Origin of the sequence: Pseudomonas sp. NFACC45 (assembly GCF_900113505.1) — a bacterium.
Lineage (GTDB): Bacteria > Pseudomonadota > Gammaproteobacteria > Pseudomonadales > Pseudomonadaceae > Aquipseudomonas > Aquipseudomonas tehranensis.
Map to the genome: position 1 here is coordinate 227,676 of NZ_FOPO01000003.1, position 18,788 is coordinate 246,463.

The window sequence follows — 18,788 nt, forward strand, 5'->3', positions numbered from 1 at the left end:
ATTGCCCCCTTTGCAGGTGCTGGAAATAAAAGGTGAAGGATTATGCCATGACCGGACAGTTGTGGGAGCGAGGCTTGCCCGCGATGAACGATAACGCGGTCTTCTGGCAGACCGAGGTGTTTTCATCGCGAGCAAGCTTTGCTCCCACAGCTTGCTCACCAAAGAGCTGCTGCGACATAGGTGTAACGGCCAAGTTAATGCTAGGCGGTTAATATGGCACTTCAACGGCAAGCTGTTGCCGGATGTGTGTCGCTGTAAATGGAAACTCGTTATGCAAAGCGCTTATACCGTGCTGATCCTGTTGACACTGGTGGGTGTTTCGCGGCTGATCGGACGGTTGGTCCCGCTGCCGTTGCCCTTGGTGCAGATCGGCGCAGGAGCGTTGCTGGCCTGGCCATCCCTGGGGTTGCATGTAACGCTTAACCCGGAGTTGTTTCTGTTTTTGTTCCTGCCACCGCTGCTGTTCTCCGACGGCTGGCGCATGCCCAAACGCGAATTCTGGCGCCTGCGCGGACCGATCCTGACGTTGGCGGTGGGGCTGGTGCTGTTTACGGTAGTGGGCGCCGGTTATTTCATTCATTGGTTGCTGCCGAGCATCCCGCTGCCGGTGGCGTTTGCCCTGGCGGCGGTGCTGTCGCCGACCGACGCGGTGGCGGTGTCGGCGATTGCCCGCGATCGGCTGCCCGGGCCCCTGATGCATATGCTCCAAGGCGAAGCGCTGATGAACGACGCCTCGGGCCTGGTGACGTTCAAATTTGCCTTGGCGGCGGCTATCACCGGCGTGTTTTCCCTCGCTAACGCCAGTCTGGCCTTCGTGCTGGTGGCAATCGGCGGTCTGCTGGTCGGCGTGGCCTTGAGCTGGCTGGTGAGGCGTTTGCGCGCCTGGATGGTCGCCCGGGGCTGGGACGACCCGGCGACCCATGTGGTGTTCATGTTGCTGTTGCCTTTCGCCGCGTATGTGCTGGCCGAGCGATTGGGTGCATCAGGCATTCTCTCGGCGGTGGCGGCCGGGATGATGCAGAGCTGGCTTGATCTGCTGCCGCGTCAGACGGGCACGCGGCTGCTCAATCGCAGTGTCTGGTCATTGCTGGAGTTTGCCTTCAACGGTTTGATCTTCCTGCTGCTGGGCTTGCAATTACCGGACATCGTCAAGGCGGTGACCAGCCACGAAGCCACGTTGTGGCCGACGCTGTTCTACCGCTGCCTGGACGTGGTGGCGATTTTCCTGGTGTTGCTGGTGCTGCGGTTTGTCTGGGTGCAAAGCATCTGGCGTTTGTCTGGGTGGTTGCGCCGTTGGCGTGGCAAGGGCGAGCTGACGCTCGTGCCGACTGCGCGTTCCTGCTGGTTGCTGACCTTCGGCGGCGTACGTGGTGCAGTGACGCTGGCGGGCGTGATGTCGGTGCCGTTGCTGTTGGGCGCGGGGGGTGTGTTTCCCGAACGAGACTTGCTGATCTTCATTGCCGCCGGGGTCATTCTGCTGTCGTTGATTGCGGCCTGCATCGCCCTGCCTCTGCTGCTACGGGGCATCGAGAAGAGCCCCGACGACAAGCGCCGCAACGAAGTGCGCGATGCCTGGCGCAAAACCGCTGAAGCGGCGATCCATGCACTGGAAGTGGAGGAATCGACCGAGGCGGGCAGTACCCCGGATGCAGCACAGGCGGCGCTGGCGGCCGAGGTCAAGGCGCGGTTGATGTCTGAGTATCGTCATCAGCTCGACGTATTCAACGACTCCGCCGAAGCCCAGGCGTTGGCATTCGAGATGGACCTGCTGGAGCGCCGGCTGCGTTTGAAAGCCTTTCGGGCGCAGCGGCTGGAGTTGTATCGCCTGAGTCGTCATCACCAGATTGGCGATGATGTGCTGCGTGAGGTGCTGGGGGAGTTGGATTTGGCGGAGGCGAATTTGGGGTTGGGTAAATAATGGTTGGGGTTAGAGCGGGAGGTAGGCCTTCACACCGGCGATCACGCCTTGCATGTCTTCAGAGCCCAGGCGAGGAACGAAGTACTCTCGGCCCTTGGATCGAGTCTTTCTATGCAGCTTGTCCAGACGTTCAAAACTCACGGTATAAATCATGTCGCACTTCACCCACAGCTCTTTGTAGCCATCGGACTGGAGGGGGTTAGTGCGGAGCAGGTGGTGCCAGTCCTGCTGAGTTTGTGGAGTTGTGGAGGAAATCGGCACCACAGTGCAGAGCTTGCGACTGTGTGTGGCAGTAGGAGAGATCACCACCACCTTGCGGATCTTCAGCATTTCAGGCGCAACAAAGCCCCGCGTGAAGTCGCAAAGAAGAACATCGCCTTGCTTGGGATGGTAGTAAAGAGGCATCCCTTATCCTCATAAAAAAGCAAAGCCGCCCGAAGGCGGCTTCAATCGACACGCAGTTGAGCTTGCTTCGCCCTTTCTGCGCCGCTGGGTCAACCTCGAGAGGGACCCAGACTCCTGCCAGCTTTCGCTGGTGACGGGGAGGATTATGGCTACAGGGGATAGCGAATTCAAGCCAGCTTGAACCTTCGTAACAGGGTTGAATGAGATCTTTCGGTGTACAAAGTAAGCGAAATCAACGGCTTGGCGTTCGCGGTAGGTTTTATGTCTTTTCTTTTCTGATCAGACAGACCGCGGTCTGTCAGACGCACCGAAGTTTCCGACAAGTTTTTAAGGTTGTCCGTCGGAAGCGAGGGCTCTAGCCTCTGGGTGTCGCTGCCAATTCAGCGACCGGACGTGAGAATCCGAACATCCTCTAGGAGCACTGGCTTCTGCACAATCCAAGTGCAGGGCTTACATCTTCAGCTCTAGGGAGCAAGCAATTCGATGAACAAAGAACCCCAAAATCCACCAAAACCTGCCTCTACTTTCCCTTATGGCGATTACGCCCCCGAAAAGCTGCAAGAGGCCGCTGACCGTGTGCTGGATCAATACCTCAAACCCGACGACAGCAAGTCAGAACCCAAGCCCTCAGTACAGTTATTCACTGTGGCTGAAGGTATCGACACCGAAGTGTTGCTGGCCAATCTCAGCGAAACCCTGGCGTCTGCCAATGCGATGCTCAATGACCTTGCCTTCGATCAGGACGGCTCGCGACGGCATGTAGCATTGGGAGTGGCCCAGATGATTGAGTTGGGGATGTTGTTGGCGAATAAGTGCCTGGATCGGGTAGAGCTTCGGACTTGATGCAATAAGTGCCGGCCTCATCGCGAGCAAGCTTTGCTCCCACAGGGACTGATGTTGATCACAAGTCCTGTGAGCAACACAAATTCACTGTGGGAGCGAGCCTGCTCGCGATAAATCGAAAGACCAACACATAATCCCAGTGAACACAGAGCCCTATGTGGCGAGGGGATTTATCCCCGCTGGGCTGCGAAGCAGCCCTAAAACCGGATGATGCGGTATGTCAGGCAAATTGAGTTGACTGCCTTGGGGGCCGCTTCGCAGCCCAGCGGGGATAAATCCCCTCGCCACAACAGCAGTTCGCTCAAGTTCTGGTGCAGCCATCAACCCCGACGCTGAATGAACGCCCGAATCCGCTCCGCCGCTTCCACGCACTCGGCCAGCGGCGCGACCAGGGCCATGCGCACGCGCCCGGCGCCTGGGTTGACGCCATCCACATCGCGGGACAGGTAGGAGCCCGGCACCACGGTGACGTGTTCCTGTTCGAACAGGTCCCGGCAGAATGCCGCGTCATCGCCGGCCACATTCGGCCACAGATAGAAGCTGCCATCAGGACGTTGCACGTCCAGCACCGGGCTGAGGATCTCCAGCACCGCGTCGAACTTCTCCCGGTACAGCGCACGGTTGGCCCGTACATGCTCTTCGTCGTTCCACGCGGCGATGCTTGCCAGTTGGGTCTGAACCGGCATCGCGCAGCCGTGGTAGGTGCGATACAGCAAGAAGCCCTTGAGGATGTCCGCATCGCCGGCGACGAAACCGGAGCGCAGGCCTGGCAGGTTGGAGCGTTTGGACAGGCTGTGGAACACCACGCAGCGCTTGAAATCCTGGCGGCCGAGCTCGACGCAGGCGCTGAGCAGGCCTGGCGGTGGGGTCTGTTCGTCGAAGTACAGTTCGCTGTAGCACTCGTCCGCGGCGATGACGAAGTCGTGCTCGTCGGCCAAGGCGATGAGTTTCTTCAGGACGTCCACCGGAATCAGCGCGCCGGTCGGGTTGCCAGGGGAGCACAGGAACAGGATCTGGCAGCGTTCCCAGATGTCCGGCGAGACGGCATCGAAGTCCGGGTTGAAGCCGTTTTCGTCCAGGCAGGGCAGGTAATGCGGCTTGGCCCCGGCCAGGAACGCGGCGCCTTCATAGATCTGATAGAACGGATTCGGGCTGACCACCAGCGCATCGTCGCCACGGTTGACCACGGTTTGGGTGAAGGCAAACAGCGCTTCACGGGTGCCATTGACCGGCAGCACGTTGCGCGCCGGGTCCAGCCAGCCGTTCGGCACGTTGAAGCGACGTTCGCACCAGCCCGCGATCGCTTCACGCAACTCCGGGATACCGAGGGTGGTCGGGTACACGGCCATTTTTTCCAGATTGCTGGCCAGGGCGTCGGCTACAAAGCTCGGCGAGCGGTGCTTGGGCTCACCGATGGACAGGGCAATTGGCCGCTTGTCCGGGTTTGGCGTGACGCTGCCCAGCAGGGCGCGGAGCTTTTCGAACGGGTAGGGCTGGAGCTGGTTCAGAGCGTTGTTCATCGGGGCCTCGTCAATGTTTGGCGCGGTCCTTGTGGGAGCGAGCCTGCTCGCGATAGCGGTGGGTCAGGCAACATCAATGCTGGATGTTCCGCCGCTATCGCGAGCAGGCTCGCTCCCACAGGAAGTTTGTTTATTCAGATATTGATACGCGTCAGGTTGATATCAGGTTCCTGGTTGACGCTCAGCTGCCGGACAATCGCGTCCTGCAAGCGGCTGCACAACTGCGGATCGGACAGCGGCTGGTTATGCGCGTCGGTGATGAAGAACACGTCTTCCACCCGCTCGCCCAAGGTGGCGATCTTGGCGTTCTGCAGCGACAGGTCGAACTCCAGGAAGATATGCCCGACCCGCGCCAGCAGGCCCGGGCGGTCCGGGGCGCTGAGTTCCAGCACCGTGACCTGGCGCTGGGCGTCGTTGTGGATCGTCACCTGGGGCGCAAACGCAAAATGCTTGAGCTGGCGCGGGACCCGACGCTGGATGATGGTCGGGTAATCGGCCGGGTTGCGCAGGGCCTCGGTGAGACCGTCGCGGATCTGTTTGACCCGCGCCGGGTTGTCGCCAATCGAATCGCCATCGGTGTCGAGCACAATGTAGGTGTCGAGGGTGAACTGGCTGCTGGACGTAATGACCCGGGCGTCGTGAATGTTGAGGTTGAGCTGGTCCATCGCCGCCACGGTTACGGCGAAGAAGTCGTGCTGGTCCGGGGCGTAGATGAAAATCTGCGTGCCGCCCTCGAACTCGCGCTGGGTGGTTTCCTTGATCAGCACCAACGGCCCGCCATCGGCCGGTTGCTGCAAAATCGCGTCGCTGTGCCAGGCGACGTCGCCGGCAGTGTGGCGCAGGAAATAGTCATCGCCCAACTGCGACCAGAGCTGCTCGACGTCGTCCGGATCGGTGCCGCCGCGCACCAGGATGTCCAGGGCGGCAGTTTGGGTGCGACGGATCTGCTCTTCGCGGTCCACCGGGTTTTCCAGGCCGCGGCGCAAGGCACGCTTGGTCTCGGTGTAGAGCTGGCGCAACAGGCTGGCGCGCCAGGAATTCCACAGGCTCGGGTTGGTGGCGTTGATATCGGCCACGGTCAGCACATAGAGGTAGTCCAGTCGTGTTTCATCGCCGACGGTCTGGGCGAAGTCGTGGATCACCTGCGGGTCGGACAGGTCCTTGCGCTGGGCGGTGGTCGACATCACCAGGTGATTCTGCACCAGCCAGACGATCAGCCGACTGTCCCACAGCGGCAATTGATGGCGCTGGCAGAACGCCTCGGCATCCACCGCGCCGATCTCGGAGTGATCGCCTTGGCGACCCTTGCCGATGTCGTGGTACAGCCCGGCCATGTAGATCAGTTCGGGTTTGGGCAGCTTGCCCATGAGCTTGCTGGCCAGCGGGAATTTTTCCGATACCTGGGTGTATTGCAACTTACGCAGGTGCTTGATCAGGTTCAGTGTGTGGGCATCGACCGTATAGATGTGGAACAGGTCGTGCTGCATTTGACCAACGATGAAGCCGAACTCCGGCAGGTAGCGCCCCAGAATGCCGTAACGGTTCATCCGCCGCAGGTTGCGATGCACCCCGATCCTGCACTTGAACAGCTCGATGAACAGGCTGGTGTTACGGATATCGTGGCGGAAATCGTCATCGATCAGGTGACGGTTTTCCCGCAGCAGGCGAATCGTGTCGGCTCGTACGCCTTTGATTTCCGGCTGCTGGGCCATGAGCACGAAGATCTCGAGCATGGCAAAAGGTGTGCGGCGAAACACATTGGCGTTGCGTGCTTCGATGTAGCCGTCATGCAGTTGGAACCGGGAGTTGATCGGCTGAGGCGGTTCTTCGTCCTCGGGGGCGAGGATGACTTCCTCGAAGTGCTGGATGATCAGCTCGCTGAGTTGAGCGATGCTCATCACCACCCGGTAGTACTGCTGCATGAAGTTTTCGATGGACTGCTTGGCATCCTGGCCCTCGAAGCCCAGCAAGCCCGCGATGGAGCGCTGGTGATCGAACAGCAAGCGGTCTTCGGAGCGCCCGGCAAGCATGTGCAAGGCGTAGCGCACTTTCCACAGGAACTCCTGGGACGAGGCCAGCAGGGCGTTTTCACTTTCCACCAGAAAGCCTTCGCCCGCCAGGGCTCGCAGGTTCAGCGTGCCGTACTGCCGGCGGGCAACCCACAGGATCGTCTGGATGTCCCGCAATCCGCCAGGGGAGCCTTTGACGTTGGGTTCCAGGTTGTATTCGGTGTCGTTGTACTTGTGGTGGCGGGCCTTCTGCTCGGCGTGCTTGGCCAGGAAAAAGTCCTTGCTGGGCCACATGTGCGCCGTGCTGGTGACCTCGAGCATGCGCTGGCGCAGGCGCTCGGGGCCGGCGATGGTGCGGCTTTCCATCAGGTTGGTGATCACCGTCAGGTCGGCGCGGGCCTCGTCGGCGCATTCCTGCACCGAGCGCACGCTTTGACCGACTTCCAGGCCGATGTCCCACAGCAGGGTCAGGAAACGCTCGATGGAATCGCGGAAAACTTCATGGTCGGCGCTGTCCAGCAGGATCAGCAAATCGATGTCGGAGTAGGGATGCAGTTCGCCGCGCCCATAGCCACCCACCGCCACCAAGGCGATGTCGGCGTCTTCGCTCCAGTCGAACTGCTCCCAGGCCTTTTGCAGGATGTTATCGACGAACCAGGCACGGTCTTCGATCAGCCGGCGAATATCCCGGCCACTGCGAAAGCGCTGGTCGAGCACTTCGTGAGCCTGGCGGATTGCCTTCTTGAAGGCCGATATGGGGCTTGCCTTCAGGGCCAGTTCAGCCTGGAACTGGCCGCGGTCGAAGAGTTCGGGATCCACCTGCGGCATCGAATGGCTTTCCTTTCTTTCTATCTATAGCTGGGTTGTGGATCAGGCGGAAACGCGAGCGATGGTGTCATCGCTGCGCAGGGTGAAGATCTCGTACCCAGTCTCGGTCACCAGCAAGGTATGTTCCCACTGGGCCGACAGCTTGCGGTCCTTGGTGATGGCGGTCCAGCCGTCGCCCAGTACCTTGGTGTCGGCGCGACCCTGGTTGATCATTGGCTCGATGGTGAAGGTCATGCCCGCTTGCAGCTCCATGCCGGTGCCGGCACGGCCGTAGTGCAGGATCTGCGGTTCTTCATGAAACACTTTGCCGATACCGTGGCCGCAGAATTCGCGCACCACCGAAAAGCCGTTCTTCTGCGCGTGTTTCTGGATCACTTCACCGATGTCTCCCAGGCGGCAGCCCGGTTTCACCAGTTCGATGGCCATGTACATGCATTCCTGGGTGACTTTCGACAGGCGTTGGGCCCATTCCGGCACGTTGCCGACATGGAACATGCGGCTGGTGTCGCCGTGGTAACCGTCCTTGATGACGGTAACGTCAATGTTCAGGGTGTCGCCATCCTTCAACGGCTTTTCGTTGGGGATGCCGTGGCAGACCACGTGGTTGATCGAGGTGCAGATCGACTTGGGGAAGCCTTTATAGTTGAGCGGGGCAGGGATGGCTTTCTGCTCGTTGACAATATAGTCGTGGCAGATCCGGTCCAGCTCTTCGGTGGTAACGCCCGGCTTGACGTGTTCGGCAATCATTTCCAGCACGTCGGCGGCGAGTTTGCCGGCGACACGCATTTTTGCGATGTCCTCGGGGGTCTTGAGGGTGACGGTCATACAGGCTCTCTCTGCGCCCGGCGGCGCTGTTCAAAACGAAATAGGCGGCGGATGATGATCCGGGCGGCCCTGAAAAACGCAATTCTAACAGACGATCAGTGCAATGAGCTCTTCAGCCTGGAACTCTGTGGTGAGGGGAACTGTGCTGGTTCGCGCCCGTAGGAGCTGTCGAGCGAAGCGAGGCTGCGATCTTTCCCCAGGCACTTGAGTCTCAAGCGGAAGATCAAAAGGTCAAAAGATCGCAGGCTTCGCCAGCTCCTACAAAGTCCAGCGGGGCGGTGCGACGTTTCGATAGACCCCTCGCCACAGGGTTTTCAGAATCCGTGTTCCGTTTTCGCCCTTGCTGTGGTATAAAATGCGCCGCTTTCCGGGGATGACCCCGCAAGCTTAAATCCACACACGTGTCGACACGATGACCTGGGTGCCTTCGGCTTATATAGGCCGCTGGTTGGTCATTGGGATACGTGGAGGCCAAACCCGACTTATCAAGGAACTATCATGTCCCAAGTCAACATGCGCGATATGCTGAAGGCCGGTGTGCACTTCGGTCACCAGACCCGTTACTGGAACCCGAAAATGGGTAAGTACATTTTCGGCGCGCGTAACAAGATCCACATCATCAACCTTGAAAAAACCCTGCCGATGTTCAACGAAGCGCTGACCTTCGTAGAGCGCCTGGCCCAGGGCAAAAACAAGATTCTGTTCGTCGGCACCAAGCGTTCCGCTGGCAAGATCGTTGCTGAAGAAGCAGCACGTTGCGGTTCGCCGTACGTCGATCACCGCTGGTTGGGCGGCATGCTGACCAACTTCAAGACCATTCGCGCTTCCATCAAGCGTCTGCGTGACCTTGAAGTGCAGTCCGAAGACGGTACTTTCGCCAAGCTGACCAAGAAAGAAGCGCTGATGCGCACTCGCGATCTTGAGAAGCTGGACCGCTCCCTGGGCGGTATCAAGGACATGGGCGGTCTGCCTGACGCACTGTTCGTGATCGACGTTGACCACGAGCGCATCGCGATCACCGAAGCCAACAAGCTGGGTATCCCGGTCATCGGCGTTGTCGATACCAACAGCAGCCCGGAAGGCGTTGACTACATCATCCCAGGCAACGATGACGCCATTCGCGCCATCCAGCTGTACATGGGTTCGATGGCTGACGCTGTTATCCGTGGTCGCAACAATGTTAATGGCGGCACCGAAGTCTTCGCTGAAGAAGCTCCGGCAGCAGCCGCTGAGTAATTGACGCCCTGGCGTTGACTCAGTAAGCAAAAAGGGGGCTTGGCCCCCTTTTTGCCACCTCGAAAACCATTTGTAAGCAGCGCAGCTACAGCATCTGTAACGTGCAGCGGCTAACAAGGGTGGTTCGGGAAGAATTGCACGCCCGTTCAATCGGGTGGAATGGTTGAAAACCTATCCAAGAGGATTTTGAAATGGCAGAGATTACTGCAGCGTTGGTCAAAGAACTGCGCGAGCGTACCGGCGAAGGCATGATGGACTGCAAGAAGGCCTTGACCAAGGCTGGCGGCGACATCGAGAAAGCCATTGATGACATGCGTGCTTCGGGCGCCATCAAGGCTGCCAAGAAAGCTGGCAACGTCGCCGCTGAAGGCGCCATCGCCATCAAGGACGACGGCAAGGTCGCCGTTCTGCTGGAAGTCAACTCCCAGACCGACTTCCTGGCTCTGCAGGATGACTTCAAGGCATTCGTCGCTGCCAGCGTCGAAAAAGCCTTTGCTGACAAGCTGACTGATGTCGCTCCGCTGATCGAAGCGCGTGAAGCTGATCGTCTGGTTCTGGTCGGCAAGACCGGCGAGAACGTCAACATCCGTCGTCTGGCTCGCGTTGAAGGTGACGTGGTCGGTACTTACCTGCACGGCAACAAGATCGGTGTTGCAGTTGTCCTCAAGGGCGGTTCTGTTGAACTGGCCAAGGACATCGCCATGCACGTAGCGGCCAGCAACCCTGAGTTCCTGCTGCCATCGCAAGTTTCCGCTGAAGCCATCGAACGCGAAAAAGCCGTGTTCATGAGCCTCAACGAAGACAAGATGAAAGGCAAGCCAGCTGAAATCGTTGAAAAAATGATCGGCGGCCGCATCAGCAAGTTCCTGGCTGAAGCCAGCCTGGTCGAGCAAGCTTTCGTCAAGGACCCGGAAATCACCGTGGGTGCCCTGGCCAAGAAAGGCGGCGCTGAAATCGTTTCCTTCACTCGCTTTGCGGTCGGTGAAGGCATCGAGAAGCCAGTCGACAACTTCGCTGACGAAGTTGCTGCTCAGGTAGCGGCTGCTTCCAAGCAATAAGACGGTTTTTCTAACTGTCGCCCAGAAGAGGCTGCCCGCTTAACGCGCGCAGCCTCTTTTTGGATGGGGATGCCGATTTATATTGGTTTCCTGTCGGAACTGGCTTACAAAGCCGTGTTTCGATGACGCTGTGTCAGCGTCAAGCTAGAGTGAACCCAGGCTGCAAACAGCCTGAAAGAATTTTCGAAAATACGCCGCAGGAGAGATTCGCAATGGCTCAGCAGGGCAGTGGTTATCAGGCTCGCTATAAACGCATTCTACTCAAGCTTAGCGGCGAGGCCCTGATGGGCTCGGAAGAGTTCGGGATCGATCCGAAAGTGCTGGATCGCATGGCGCTGGAAGTCGGCCAGTTGGTCGGGATCGGCGTTCAGGTCGGCCTGGTCATCGGCGGCGGCAACCTGTTCCGCGGCGCGGCGCTGAGCGCGGCCGGCATGGATCGGGTGACGGGCGACCACATGGGCATGCTGGCCACTGTGATGAACGCCCTGGCTATGCGCGACGCGCTGGAGCGTGCCAATATCTCGGCCATCGTCATGTCGGCCATCTCCATGGTCGGCGTGACCGATCACTACGACCGCCGCAAAGCCATGCGCCACCTCAACGCCAAGGAAGTGGTGATTTTTGCCGCCGGTACCGGTAATCCGTTCTTTACCACGGATTCGGCCGCCTGCTTGCGAGCGATCGAGATCGATGCCGATGTCGTGCTCAAGGCAACCAAGGTCGATGGCGTCTATACCGCTGACCCGTTCAAAGATCCGCATGCCGAGAAGTTCGATCATCTGACCTACGATGAAGTACTGGATCGCAAGCTGGGTGTCATGGACCTGACGGCTATCTGTCTGTGCCGCGACCACAAGATGCCGCTGCGCGTCTTTAACATGAACAAGCCCGGCGCCCTGCTGAATATCGTGCATGGCGGCGCCGAAGGAACACTGATCGAGGAAGTACAACAATGATCAACGAAATCAAGAAAGACGCTCAAGAGCGCATGCAGAAATCCGTGGAATCGCTGGCACACAACTTCGGTCGCATTCGTACCGGTCAGGCGCACCCAAGCATTCTCGAAGGTGTGATGGTGCCGTACTACGGCGCTGATACGCCGATCAAGCAAGTGGCCAACATCACCGTCAAGGATGCCCGGACCCTGCAAGTCGTTGCCTTTGAGCGCAACATGCTGGGCGCGGTCGACAAGGCCATCGGCAGTGCCGGCCTGAACCTGAACCCGACCAATCTGGGTGAGTTGCTGCTGATTTCCATGCCGGCCCTGACCGAGGAAACCCGTAGGGGCTTCACCAAACAGGCCCGTGATGTAGCTGAAGACGCTCGTGTCGCCGTGCGCAACATCCGTCGTGATGCCAACAGCCAGCTCAAGGATCTGGTCAAGGAAAAGGAAATCAGTGAGGACGAAGAGCGTCGCGCCGCAGGCGAGATTGATGATCTGACCAAGAAGTACGTGGCTAAGATCGATGCGGATTTGGCGCAGAAAGAAAAAGACCTGATGGCCGTATAAGGGTCTCGTTTTCATGGAAAAGACCAAGCAGGCCGTGCCGTTTGCGATTCCGCGTCACGTGGCGATCATCATGGATGGCAATAATCGCTGGGCCAAGAAGCGCTTTATGCCTGGCGTGGCCGGGCACAAGGCGGGGGTCGACGCGGTTCGTGCGGTCATTGAGGTGTGTGCCGAGGCTGGGGTCGAGGTACTGACCCTGTTCGCCTTCTCCAGTGAGAACTGGCAGCGTCCGGCCGATGAAGTCAGCGCCTTGATGGACCTGTTCCTCAAGGCTTTGCGGCGTGAGGCCAAGCGCCTCAACGACAACAGCATCAGCCTGCGCATCATTGGTGACCGCTCGCGCTTTCATCCCGAGTTGCAGGCTGCGATGCGCGAAGCCGAGGCTGCTACGGCGGGTGCCAATCGGTTCGTCCTGCAAATTGCCGCCAACTATGGCGGCCAATGGGACATCGCCCAGGCCGCCCAGCGGCTGGCGCGGGAGGTCCAGGCCGGTCATCTGCGGCCGGAAGACATCACTCCCGAGCTGCTGCAGACCTGTCTGGCCACCGGTGACTTGCCGTTGCCGGACCTATGCATTCGTACCGGTGGCGAGCATCGCATCAGTAACTTCCTGCTCTGGCAGCTGGCTTACGCCGAGCTGTACTTCTCCGACCTGTTCTGGCCGGACTTCAAACACGAAGCCATGCGCACAGCGCTGGCCGATTTCGCTTCCCGTCAGCGTCGTTTCGGTAAAACGAGCGAACAGATCGAAGCTGGAGCCCGGGTTTAATGCTTAAACAACGAATCATCACCGCCCTGATCCTGTTACCCATCGCCCTGGGTGGATTTTTCCTGCTTGAAGGTGCCAGTTTCGCGCTGTTCATCGGGTTGGTCGTGACCTTGGGGGCGTGGGAGTGGGCGCGCCTGGCGGGTTTTCCTGCGCAATCTGCGCGCGTGGCCTACGCCGTGGCCGTGGCGGCGATGCTGTTCATCATGTACCTGGTGCCGGGACTCGCGCCCTGGGTGCTGGGAGCATCTGTGTTGTGGTGGGGCACAGCGACCTTCCTGGTGTTGACCTATCCGCAGACCACGCATCATTGGGCAGGCGCTGCCGCGAAGCTGGTGATTGGCCTGCTTATCCTGTTGCCGGCCTGGCAAGGGCTTATCTGGATCAAGCAAGGCCCGTTGGGCAACTGGCAGATCATGGCCGTGATGGTGTTGGTCTGGGGGGCGGATGTCGGTGCCTATTTCTCCGGACGGGCGTTTGGCAAGCGCAAGCTTGCCCCCAAGGTCAGTCCTGGCAAGAGCTGGGAAGGGGTCTATGGAGGCTTGGCCTTGAGCCTGGTGATCACAGCGGTGGTCGGCGTCGTGCGGGAGTGGAGTGCCGGGCAGTTGCTGATGGGCCTGTTTGGTGCCGCCCTCATCGTGTTTGTATCGGTGGTCGGCGACCTGACCGAAAGCATGTTCAAGCGTCAATCCGGCATCAAGGACAGCAGTAATCTGCTGCCCGGCCATGGTGGCGTGCTGGATCGCATCGACAGCCTGACCGCTGCGATTCCGATCTTTGCCGTGTTGCTGTGGATGGCGGCATCGTGAGTCGCCCTCAACAAATTACCGTCCTGGGGGCTACCGGTTCGATCGGTCTGAGTACACTTGATGTCATCGGGCGTCACCCGGAGCGCTATCAGGTATTTGCCCTCAGTGGTTTTACTCGCTTGAGTGAGCTGCTGGCGCTGTGCATACGCCACACCCCGCGTTTCGCCGTGGTGCCTGAGGCTGGCCTTGCCCGAGCCTTGCAGGACGACTTGCGCGCGGCAGGCTTGCCTACCCATGTGCTGGTGGGGGAGGAGGGGCTGTGTCAGGTCGCCTCCGATCCTGAAGTCGACGCGGTGATGGCGGCGATTGTCGGCGCGGCGGGGTTGCGCCCGACGCTGGCGGCGGTGGAGGCAGGCAAAAAAATCCTGCTGGCCAATAAAGAAGCACTGGTCATGTCCGGCGCGCTGTTCATGCAGGCCGTGCGCAAAAGCGGTTCGGTGCTGCTGCCCATCGACAGCGAGCACAATGCGATTTTTCAATGCATGCCACAGGACTTTTCCCGCGGCCTGGGCGCAGTGGGGGTCCGGCGGATTTTACTGACGGCTTCCGGCGGTCCGTTCCGGCAGACGCCGCTGGAAGAGTTGGTGCATGTTTCACCCGAGCAGGCTTGTGCTCACCCGAACTGGTCCATGGGGCGCAAGATTTCCGTGGATTCGGCCAGCATGATGAACAAGGGCCTGGAGCTGATCGAGGCCTGTTGGTTGTTCGATGCCAGACCGTCCCAGGTGGAAGTGGTGATTCACCCGCAGAGCGTGATTCACTCCCTGGTGGATTACATAGACGGTTCGGTGCTGGCCCAATTGGGCAACCCGGACATGCGTACGCCGATCGCCAATGCGCTGGCCTGGCCTGCGCGGATTGATTCGGGCGTGGCACCGCTGGACCTGTTCGCCATCGCCCGCCTGGATTTCCAGGCGCCTGATGAGCAGCGCTTTCCATGCCTGCGTCTTGCGCGACAGGCGGCTGAGGCAGGCAACAGTGCTCCGGCCATGCTCAATGCTGCCAATGAAGTGGCGGTTGCAGCGTTTCTCGACGGACGTGTCCGTTACCTCGAGATCGCGAGTATCATCGAGGAGGTTTTGAACCTCGAGGCTGTGGTTTCGCTCGATGACCTCGATGCAGTATTCACGGCGGACGCCAGGGCTCGTGAGCTGGCGGGCCAATGGTTGAAGCGCCACGGGCGTTGAGGCTGCGGTACGTTAGCCAGGGTTGTCCTGGACAGGATTGCGGAGAAAACAGATGAGCGCGCTCTATATGATTGTCGGCACCCTGGTTGCATTGGGGGTGTTGGTCACTTTTCACGAATTCGGTCATTTCTGGGTCGCGCGTCGCTGTGGCGTCAAGGTTCTGCGTTTTTCCGTCGGTTTCGGCATGCCGCTGCTGCGCTGGCATGACAAAAAAGGCACCGAATTCGTTGTGGCTGCCATTCCGCTGGGCGGCTACGTGAAAATGCTCGACGAGCGCGAAGGTGAAGTGCCCGCCGATCAGCTCGACCAATCCTTCAATCGCAAGACCGTCCGTCAGCGCATTGCCATCGTGGCGGCCGGGCCGATAGCCAACTTTTTGCTGGCCATGGTTTTTTTCTGGGCCCTGGCCATGCTGGGCAGCGAGCAGGTACGGCCGGTCATCGGCGCGGTCGAGGCCGGCAGCATAGCCGCGCGGGCCGGGTTGGGCGCTGGTCAGGAGATCGTTGCCATCGATGGCGAGCCCACCTCGGGTTGGGCGGCGGTCAATCTGCAATTGGTGCGGCGTCTGGGTGAGAGCGGCTCGCTGCAACTGATGGTGCGTGAGCAGGGCGCCACGACGCAGTCGCCTCGCGAACTGGTGCTGGATAACTGGCTCAAGGGGGCCGACGAGCCGGATCCGATCCGTTCCCTGGGTATCCGGCCCTGGCGACCGGCGTTGCCACCGGTGCTTGCCGAGCTTGATCCGAAAGGCCCGGCCCAGGCAGCCGGCCTGAAGACCGGTGATCGGCTGCTGGCGCTCGATGGCCTGCCGGTCAGTGACTGGCAGCAGGTGGTCGATTCGGTTCGCGTCCGGCCTGATAGCAAAATAATGCTGCGCGTCGAGCGCGAGGGTGCGCCAATCGACGTCCCGGTAACCCTGGGCGCCCGTGGCGAGAGCAAGGCGCCGACCGGCTATCTGGGGGCCGGCGTCAAGGCTGTCGACTGGCCGCCGGAAATGATCCGCGAGGTCAGTTTCGGTCCTTTGGAGGCGATTGGCGAGGGCGCGCGTCGTACCTGGACCATGAGCATCCTGACCCTCGATTCGCTCAAGAAAATGTTGTTCGGCGAGCTCTCGGTAAAAAACTTGAGTGGACCGATAACCATTGCTAAAGTGGCGGGCGCTTCTGCCCAGTCGGGCGTCGCTGATTTCCTGAATTTCCTTGCTTATCTGAGCATTAGCCTGGGGGTTCTGAATTTGCTGCCCATTCCGGTACTGGATGGGGGGCATCTGTTGTTTTATCTGATCGAGTGGGCGCGTGGTCGTCCCTTGTCGGATAGGGTGCAAGGTTGGGGGATACAGATCGGTATCAGCTTGGTGGTCGGGGTGATGTTGCTTGCCTTGGTCAACGATCTGGGTCGTCTGTAACGCTTCGCTGAATTGCGAATCTGCCGCATTTTGCGGCAGTTTGTTTATTGCCAGTTGGAATAAGAAAGGACTTCATGAAACGTCTGCTGCTAACTGCGGTTCTCACCGTATTGATGATCGCCGAAGTTCACGCCGAGTCCTTCACTATCTCTGATATTCGCGTCAATGGCCTCCAGCGGGTCTCCGCGGGTAGTGTCTTTGGTGCCTTGCCGTTAAACGTCGGCGAGCAGGCGGATGATCGGCGTCTGGTGGAATCCACTCGTGCGCTGTTCAAAACCGGCTTCTTTCAGGATATCCAGCTGGGTCGTGATGGCAATGTACTGGTCATCACGGTAGTCGAGCGTCCATCGGTCGCCAGTATCGAGATCGAAGGCAACAAGGCGATCTCCACTGAAGACCTGATGAAGGGTCTCAAACAGTCCGGCCTGGCCGAAGGCGAGATCTTCCAGCGCGCCACCCTTGAAGGTGTTCGTAACGAGCTGCAACGCCAGTACGTTGCCCAGGGCCGTTACTCGGCCACCGTCGACACCGAAGTGGTGCCGCAGCCACGCAACCGCGTAGGCCTGAAGGTCAACATCAATGAAGGCACCGTGGCGGCGATCCAGCACATCAACGTGGTGGGCAACACCGTTTTCCCTGATGAAGACCTGATCGACCTGTTCGAGCTCAAGACCACCAATTGGCTGTCGTTCTTCAAGAACGACGACAAGTACGCCCGTGAAAAGCTCTCCGGTGACCTGGAGCGTCTGCGTTCCTACTACCTGGACCGCGGCTATATCAACATGGACATCGCTTCGACCCAGGTGTCCATCACCCCGGACAAGAAGCACGTCTACATCACCGTCAACGTCAACGAAGGCGACAAGTACACCGTTCGTGACGTCAAGCTCAGCGGCGACCTGAAGGTCCCTGAAGACCAGGTCACGTCGTTGCTGCTGGTGCAGAAGGGCCAGGTGTTCTCGCGCAAGCTGATGACCACCACCTCCGAACTGATCACCCGTCGCCTGGGTAATGAGGGTTACACCTTCGCCAACGTCAACGGCGTGCCGCAACCGCACGATGAAGACCATACCGTCGACATCACCTTCGCCGTGGATCCGGGCAAGCGTGCCTACGTCAACCGCATCAACTTCCGTGGCAACACCAAGTCCGAGGACGAGGTGCTGCGCCGTGAAATGCGCCAGATGGAAGGTGGCTGGGCGTCGACCTACCTGATCGACCAGTCCAAGACCCGTCTGGAGCGCCTGGGCTTCTTCAAGGAAGTCAACGTCGAGACGCCGGCAGTACCGGGCGTCGATGACCAGGTCGATGTGAACTACAGCGTCGAAGAGCAGGCGTCCGGCTCGATCACCGCCAGCGTCGGTTTCGCCCAGAGCGCCGGCCTGATCCTCGGCGGTTCGATCACCCAGAACAACTTCCTGGGTACTGGTAACCGGGTCAGTGTTGGCTTGACCCGCAGCGAATACCAGACCCGCTACAACTTCGGTTTCGTGGACCCCTACTGGACTGCTGACGGTGTGAGCCTGGGCTACAACGCCTTCTACCGCACCACTGACTATGATGAGCTCGACTCCGACATCTCCAGCTATGCGGTAGACAGCCTGGGTGCAGGCGTCAACGTGGGTTATCCAATCAGCGAGACTTCGCGTCTGACGTTCGGTCTCACCGCCCAGCAGGACGAGATCAGCACCGGGCGTTATACCGTTGACGAGATTTTTGACTTCGTTGAAAAGGAAGGCGACAAGTACCTGAACTTCAAGGCGTCTGTCGGCTGGTCCGAATCGACCCTGAACAAAGGTGTGCTGGCGACCCGTGGCCGTTCCCAGAGCCTGGTATTGGAAACTACCACCCCTGGCAGCGACCTCTCGTTCTTCAAGCTCGACTATCGTGGCCAACTGTTCCAGCCGCTGTCTGATAATTACACCATGCGTTTGCACACTGAGCTGGGTTATGGCGACGGTTATGGTTCCACCGACGGCTTGCCGTTCTACGAGAACTACTATGCCGGTGGTTTCAACTCGGTCCGTGGCTTCAAGGACAGCACCCTTGGCCCGCGCAGTACGCCGAGCAGGGGCACCAACCCGGGAACCATACGTGATCCGGACCAGGATCCGCTGCCGTTCGGTGGTAATGTCCTGATCCAGGGCGGTGTCGAACTGTTGTTCCCGATGCCGTTCGTCAAGGATCAGCGCTCCTTGCGTACCTCAGTATTTTGGGACGTGGGTAACGTATTCGACTCATCGTGCGAGGACACCACCAATACTGACGGCTCCAGGTCCAATACCAAGTGCAACGACATCAGTCTGAGCAACATGGCAAGTTCCGTGGGCGTGGGTGTGACCTGGGTCACCGCGCTCGGTCCTTTGAGCTTCGCCCTGGCGATGCCGATCAAGAAACCGGATGACGCTGAAACCCAAGTGTTCCAATTCTCCCTCGGCCAGACGTTCTAAGCGTCTGACCCAAGATAAC

15 protein-coding genes are annotated in these 18,788 nt (G+C 59.5%); 11 read left to right on the plus strand and 4 right to left on the minus strand.

Annotation, left to right across the window (positions count from 1 at the left end; genetic code table 11):
- Nucleotides 1-271: 271 nt before the first annotated feature.
- Complete coding sequence (locus tag BM132_RS06660) at nt 272-1,918, plus strand: Na+/H+ antiporter (RefSeq protein WP_092454141.1); 1,647 nt, start codon at nt 272-274, stop codon at nt 1,916-1,918.
- 9 nt (nt 1,919-1,927) lie between these two features.
- On the opposite strand, the gene BM132_RS06665 is transcribed toward BM132_RS06660, so the two are convergent.
- Nucleotides 1,928-2,323: a type II toxin-antitoxin system PemK/MazF family toxin gene (locus BM132_RS06665; protein ID WP_058543422.1), complete on the minus strand. Its 396-nt coding sequence runs from the start codon at nt 2,321-2,323 to the stop codon at nt 1,928-1,930.
- Nucleotides 2,324-2,806: 483 nt separating this feature from the next.
- Between BM132_RS06665 and BM132_RS06670 the strand changes: the two genes are divergently transcribed.
- Entirely contained in the window at nt 2,807-3,166 is a 360-nt protein-coding gene (locus tag BM132_RS06670) for a DUF6124 family protein (protein ID WP_092454143.1), read from the plus strand.
- A 320-nt stretch (nt 3,167-3,486) separates the two neighbouring features.
- Here the strand turns inward: BM132_RS06670 and dapC are convergent, their stop codons facing one another.
- The 3 genes from dapC to map form a co-directional block, all read right to left on the minus strand.
- Entirely contained in the window at nt 3,487-4,686 is a 1,200-nt protein-coding gene (dapC, locus tag BM132_RS06675; protein ID WP_092454146.1) for a succinyldiaminopimelate transaminase, read from the minus strand.
- Nucleotides 4,687-4,820: 134 nt separating this feature from the next.
- Nucleotides 4,821-7,523: a [protein-PII] uridylyltransferase gene (locus BM132_RS06680; protein WP_092454148.1), complete on the minus strand. Its 2,703-nt coding sequence runs from the start codon at nt 7,521-7,523 to the stop codon at nt 4,821-4,823.
- A 42-nt stretch (nt 7,524-7,565) separates the two neighbouring features.
- On the minus strand, nt 7,566-8,348 hold the full coding sequence (map, locus tag BM132_RS06685; RefSeq protein WP_047227560.1) for a type I methionyl aminopeptidase: 783 nt from the start codon (nt 8,346-8,348) through the stop codon (nt 7,566-7,568).
- A 498-nt stretch (nt 8,349-8,846) separates the two neighbouring features.
- On the opposite strand from map, the gene rpsB reads away from it, so the two are divergent.
- From rpsB to bamA, 9 genes are all read left to right on the plus strand, one after another.
- A complete protein-coding gene (gene rpsB / locus BM132_RS06690; protein WP_003198231.1) occupies nt 8,847-9,584 on the plus strand; it encodes a 30S ribosomal protein S2 in 738 nt (245 codons plus the stop codon).
- A gap of 191 nt (nt 9,585-9,775) precedes the next feature.
- Nucleotides 9,776-10,642, plus strand: coding sequence for a translation elongation factor Ts (tsf, locus tag BM132_RS06695; RefSeq protein WP_047227561.1), 867 nt, complete (start codon nt 9,776-9,778; stop codon nt 10,640-10,642).
- A gap of 212 nt (nt 10,643-10,854) precedes the next feature.
- Complete coding sequence (gene pyrH, locus BM132_RS06700) at nt 10,855-11,598, plus strand: UMP kinase (protein WP_024779012.1); 744 nt, start codon at nt 10,855-10,857, stop codon at nt 11,596-11,598.
- Nucleotides 11,595-12,152, plus strand: a complete 558-nt coding sequence (frr, locus tag BM132_RS06705) for a ribosome recycling factor (protein WP_092454150.1) — start codon at nt 11,595-11,597, stop codon at nt 12,150-12,152. Before pyrH ends, frr begins: the two co-directional genes overlap by 4 nt.
- Before the next feature lie 13 nt (nt 12,153-12,165).
- On the plus strand, nt 12,166-12,921 hold the full coding sequence (gene uppS, locus BM132_RS06710) for a polyprenyl diphosphate synthase (RefSeq protein ID WP_047227563.1): 756 nt from the start codon (nt 12,166-12,168) through the stop codon (nt 12,919-12,921).
- Nucleotides 12,921-13,727 carry a phosphatidate cytidylyltransferase gene (locus BM132_RS06715; protein ID WP_092454152.1) on the plus strand — a complete coding sequence of 269 codons (807 nt, stop codon included), beginning with the start codon at nt 12,921-12,923 and terminating at the stop codon, nt 13,725-13,727. The genes uppS and BM132_RS06715 overlap by 1 nt, the downstream gene beginning before the upstream one ends.
- A complete protein-coding gene (gene ispC, locus BM132_RS06720) occupies nt 13,724-14,914 on the plus strand; it encodes a 1-deoxy-D-xylulose-5-phosphate reductoisomerase (RefSeq protein WP_092401213.1) in 1,191 nt (396 codons plus the stop codon). Before BM132_RS06715 ends, ispC begins: the two co-directional genes overlap by 4 nt.
- Before the next feature lie 52 nt (nt 14,915-14,966).
- Nucleotides 14,967-16,319 carry an RIP metalloprotease RseP gene (gene rseP / locus BM132_RS06725; protein WP_092454154.1) on the plus strand — a complete coding sequence of 451 codons (1,353 nt, stop codon included), beginning with the start codon at nt 14,967-14,969 and terminating at the stop codon, nt 16,317-16,319.
- A gap of 74 nt (nt 16,320-16,393) precedes the next feature.
- Nucleotides 16,394-18,769 carry an outer membrane protein assembly factor BamA gene (gene bamA, locus BM132_RS06730; protein ID WP_092454156.1) on the plus strand — a complete coding sequence of 792 codons (2,376 nt, stop codon included), beginning with the start codon at nt 16,394-16,396 and terminating at the stop codon, nt 18,767-18,769.
- Nucleotides 18,770-18,788 lie beyond the last annotated feature (19 nt).

Bases quoted from the DNA above. Each gene is read 5' to 3' on its own strand.
- dapC (WP_092454146.1), bottom strand. From the start codon at position 4,686: ATGAACAACGCTCTGAACCAGCTCCAGCCCTACCCGTTCGAAAAGCTC.
- BM132_RS06715 (WP_092454152.1), top strand. From the start codon at position 12,921: ATGCTTAAACAACGAATCATCACCGCCCTGATCCTGTTACCCATCGCC.
- rseP (WP_092454154.1), top strand. From the start codon at position 14,967: ATGAGCGCGCTCTATATGATTGTCGGCACCCTGGTTGCATTGGGGGTG.
- frr (WP_092454150.1), top strand. From the start codon at position 11,595: ATGATCAACGAAATCAAGAAAGACGCTCAAGAGCGCATGCAGAAATCC.
- BM132_RS06665 (WP_058543422.1), bottom strand. From the start codon at position 2,323: ATGCCTCTTTACTACCATCCCAAGCAAGGCGATGTTCTTCTTTGCGAC.
- bamA (WP_092454156.1), top strand. From the start codon at position 16,394: ATGAAACGTCTGCTGCTAACTGCGGTTCTCACCGTATTGATGATCGCC.
- map (WP_047227560.1), bottom strand. From the start codon at position 8,348: ATGACCGTCACCCTCAAGACCCCCGAGGACATCGCAAAAATGCGTGTC.
- BM132_RS06680 (WP_092454148.1), bottom strand. From the start codon at position 7,523: ATGCCGCAGGTGGATCCCGAACTCTTCGACCGCGGCCAGTTCCAGGCT.
- pyrH (WP_024779012.1), top strand. From the start codon at position 10,855: ATGGCTCAGCAGGGCAGTGGTTATCAGGCTCGCTATAAACGCATTCTA.
- uppS (WP_047227563.1), top strand. From the start codon at position 12,166: ATGGAAAAGACCAAGCAGGCCGTGCCGTTTGCGATTCCGCGTCACGTG.
- rpsB (WP_003198231.1), top strand. From the start codon at position 8,847: ATGTCCCAAGTCAACATGCGCGATATGCTGAAGGCCGGTGTGCACTTC.
- tsf (WP_047227561.1), top strand. From the start codon at position 9,776: ATGGCAGAGATTACTGCAGCGTTGGTCAAAGAACTGCGCGAGCGTACC.
- BM132_RS06670 (WP_092454143.1), top strand. From the start codon at position 2,807: ATGAACAAAGAACCCCAAAATCCACCAAAACCTGCCTCTACTTTCCCT.
- BM132_RS06660 (WP_092454141.1), top strand. From the start codon at position 272: ATGCAAAGCGCTTATACCGTGCTGATCCTGTTGACACTGGTGGGTGTT.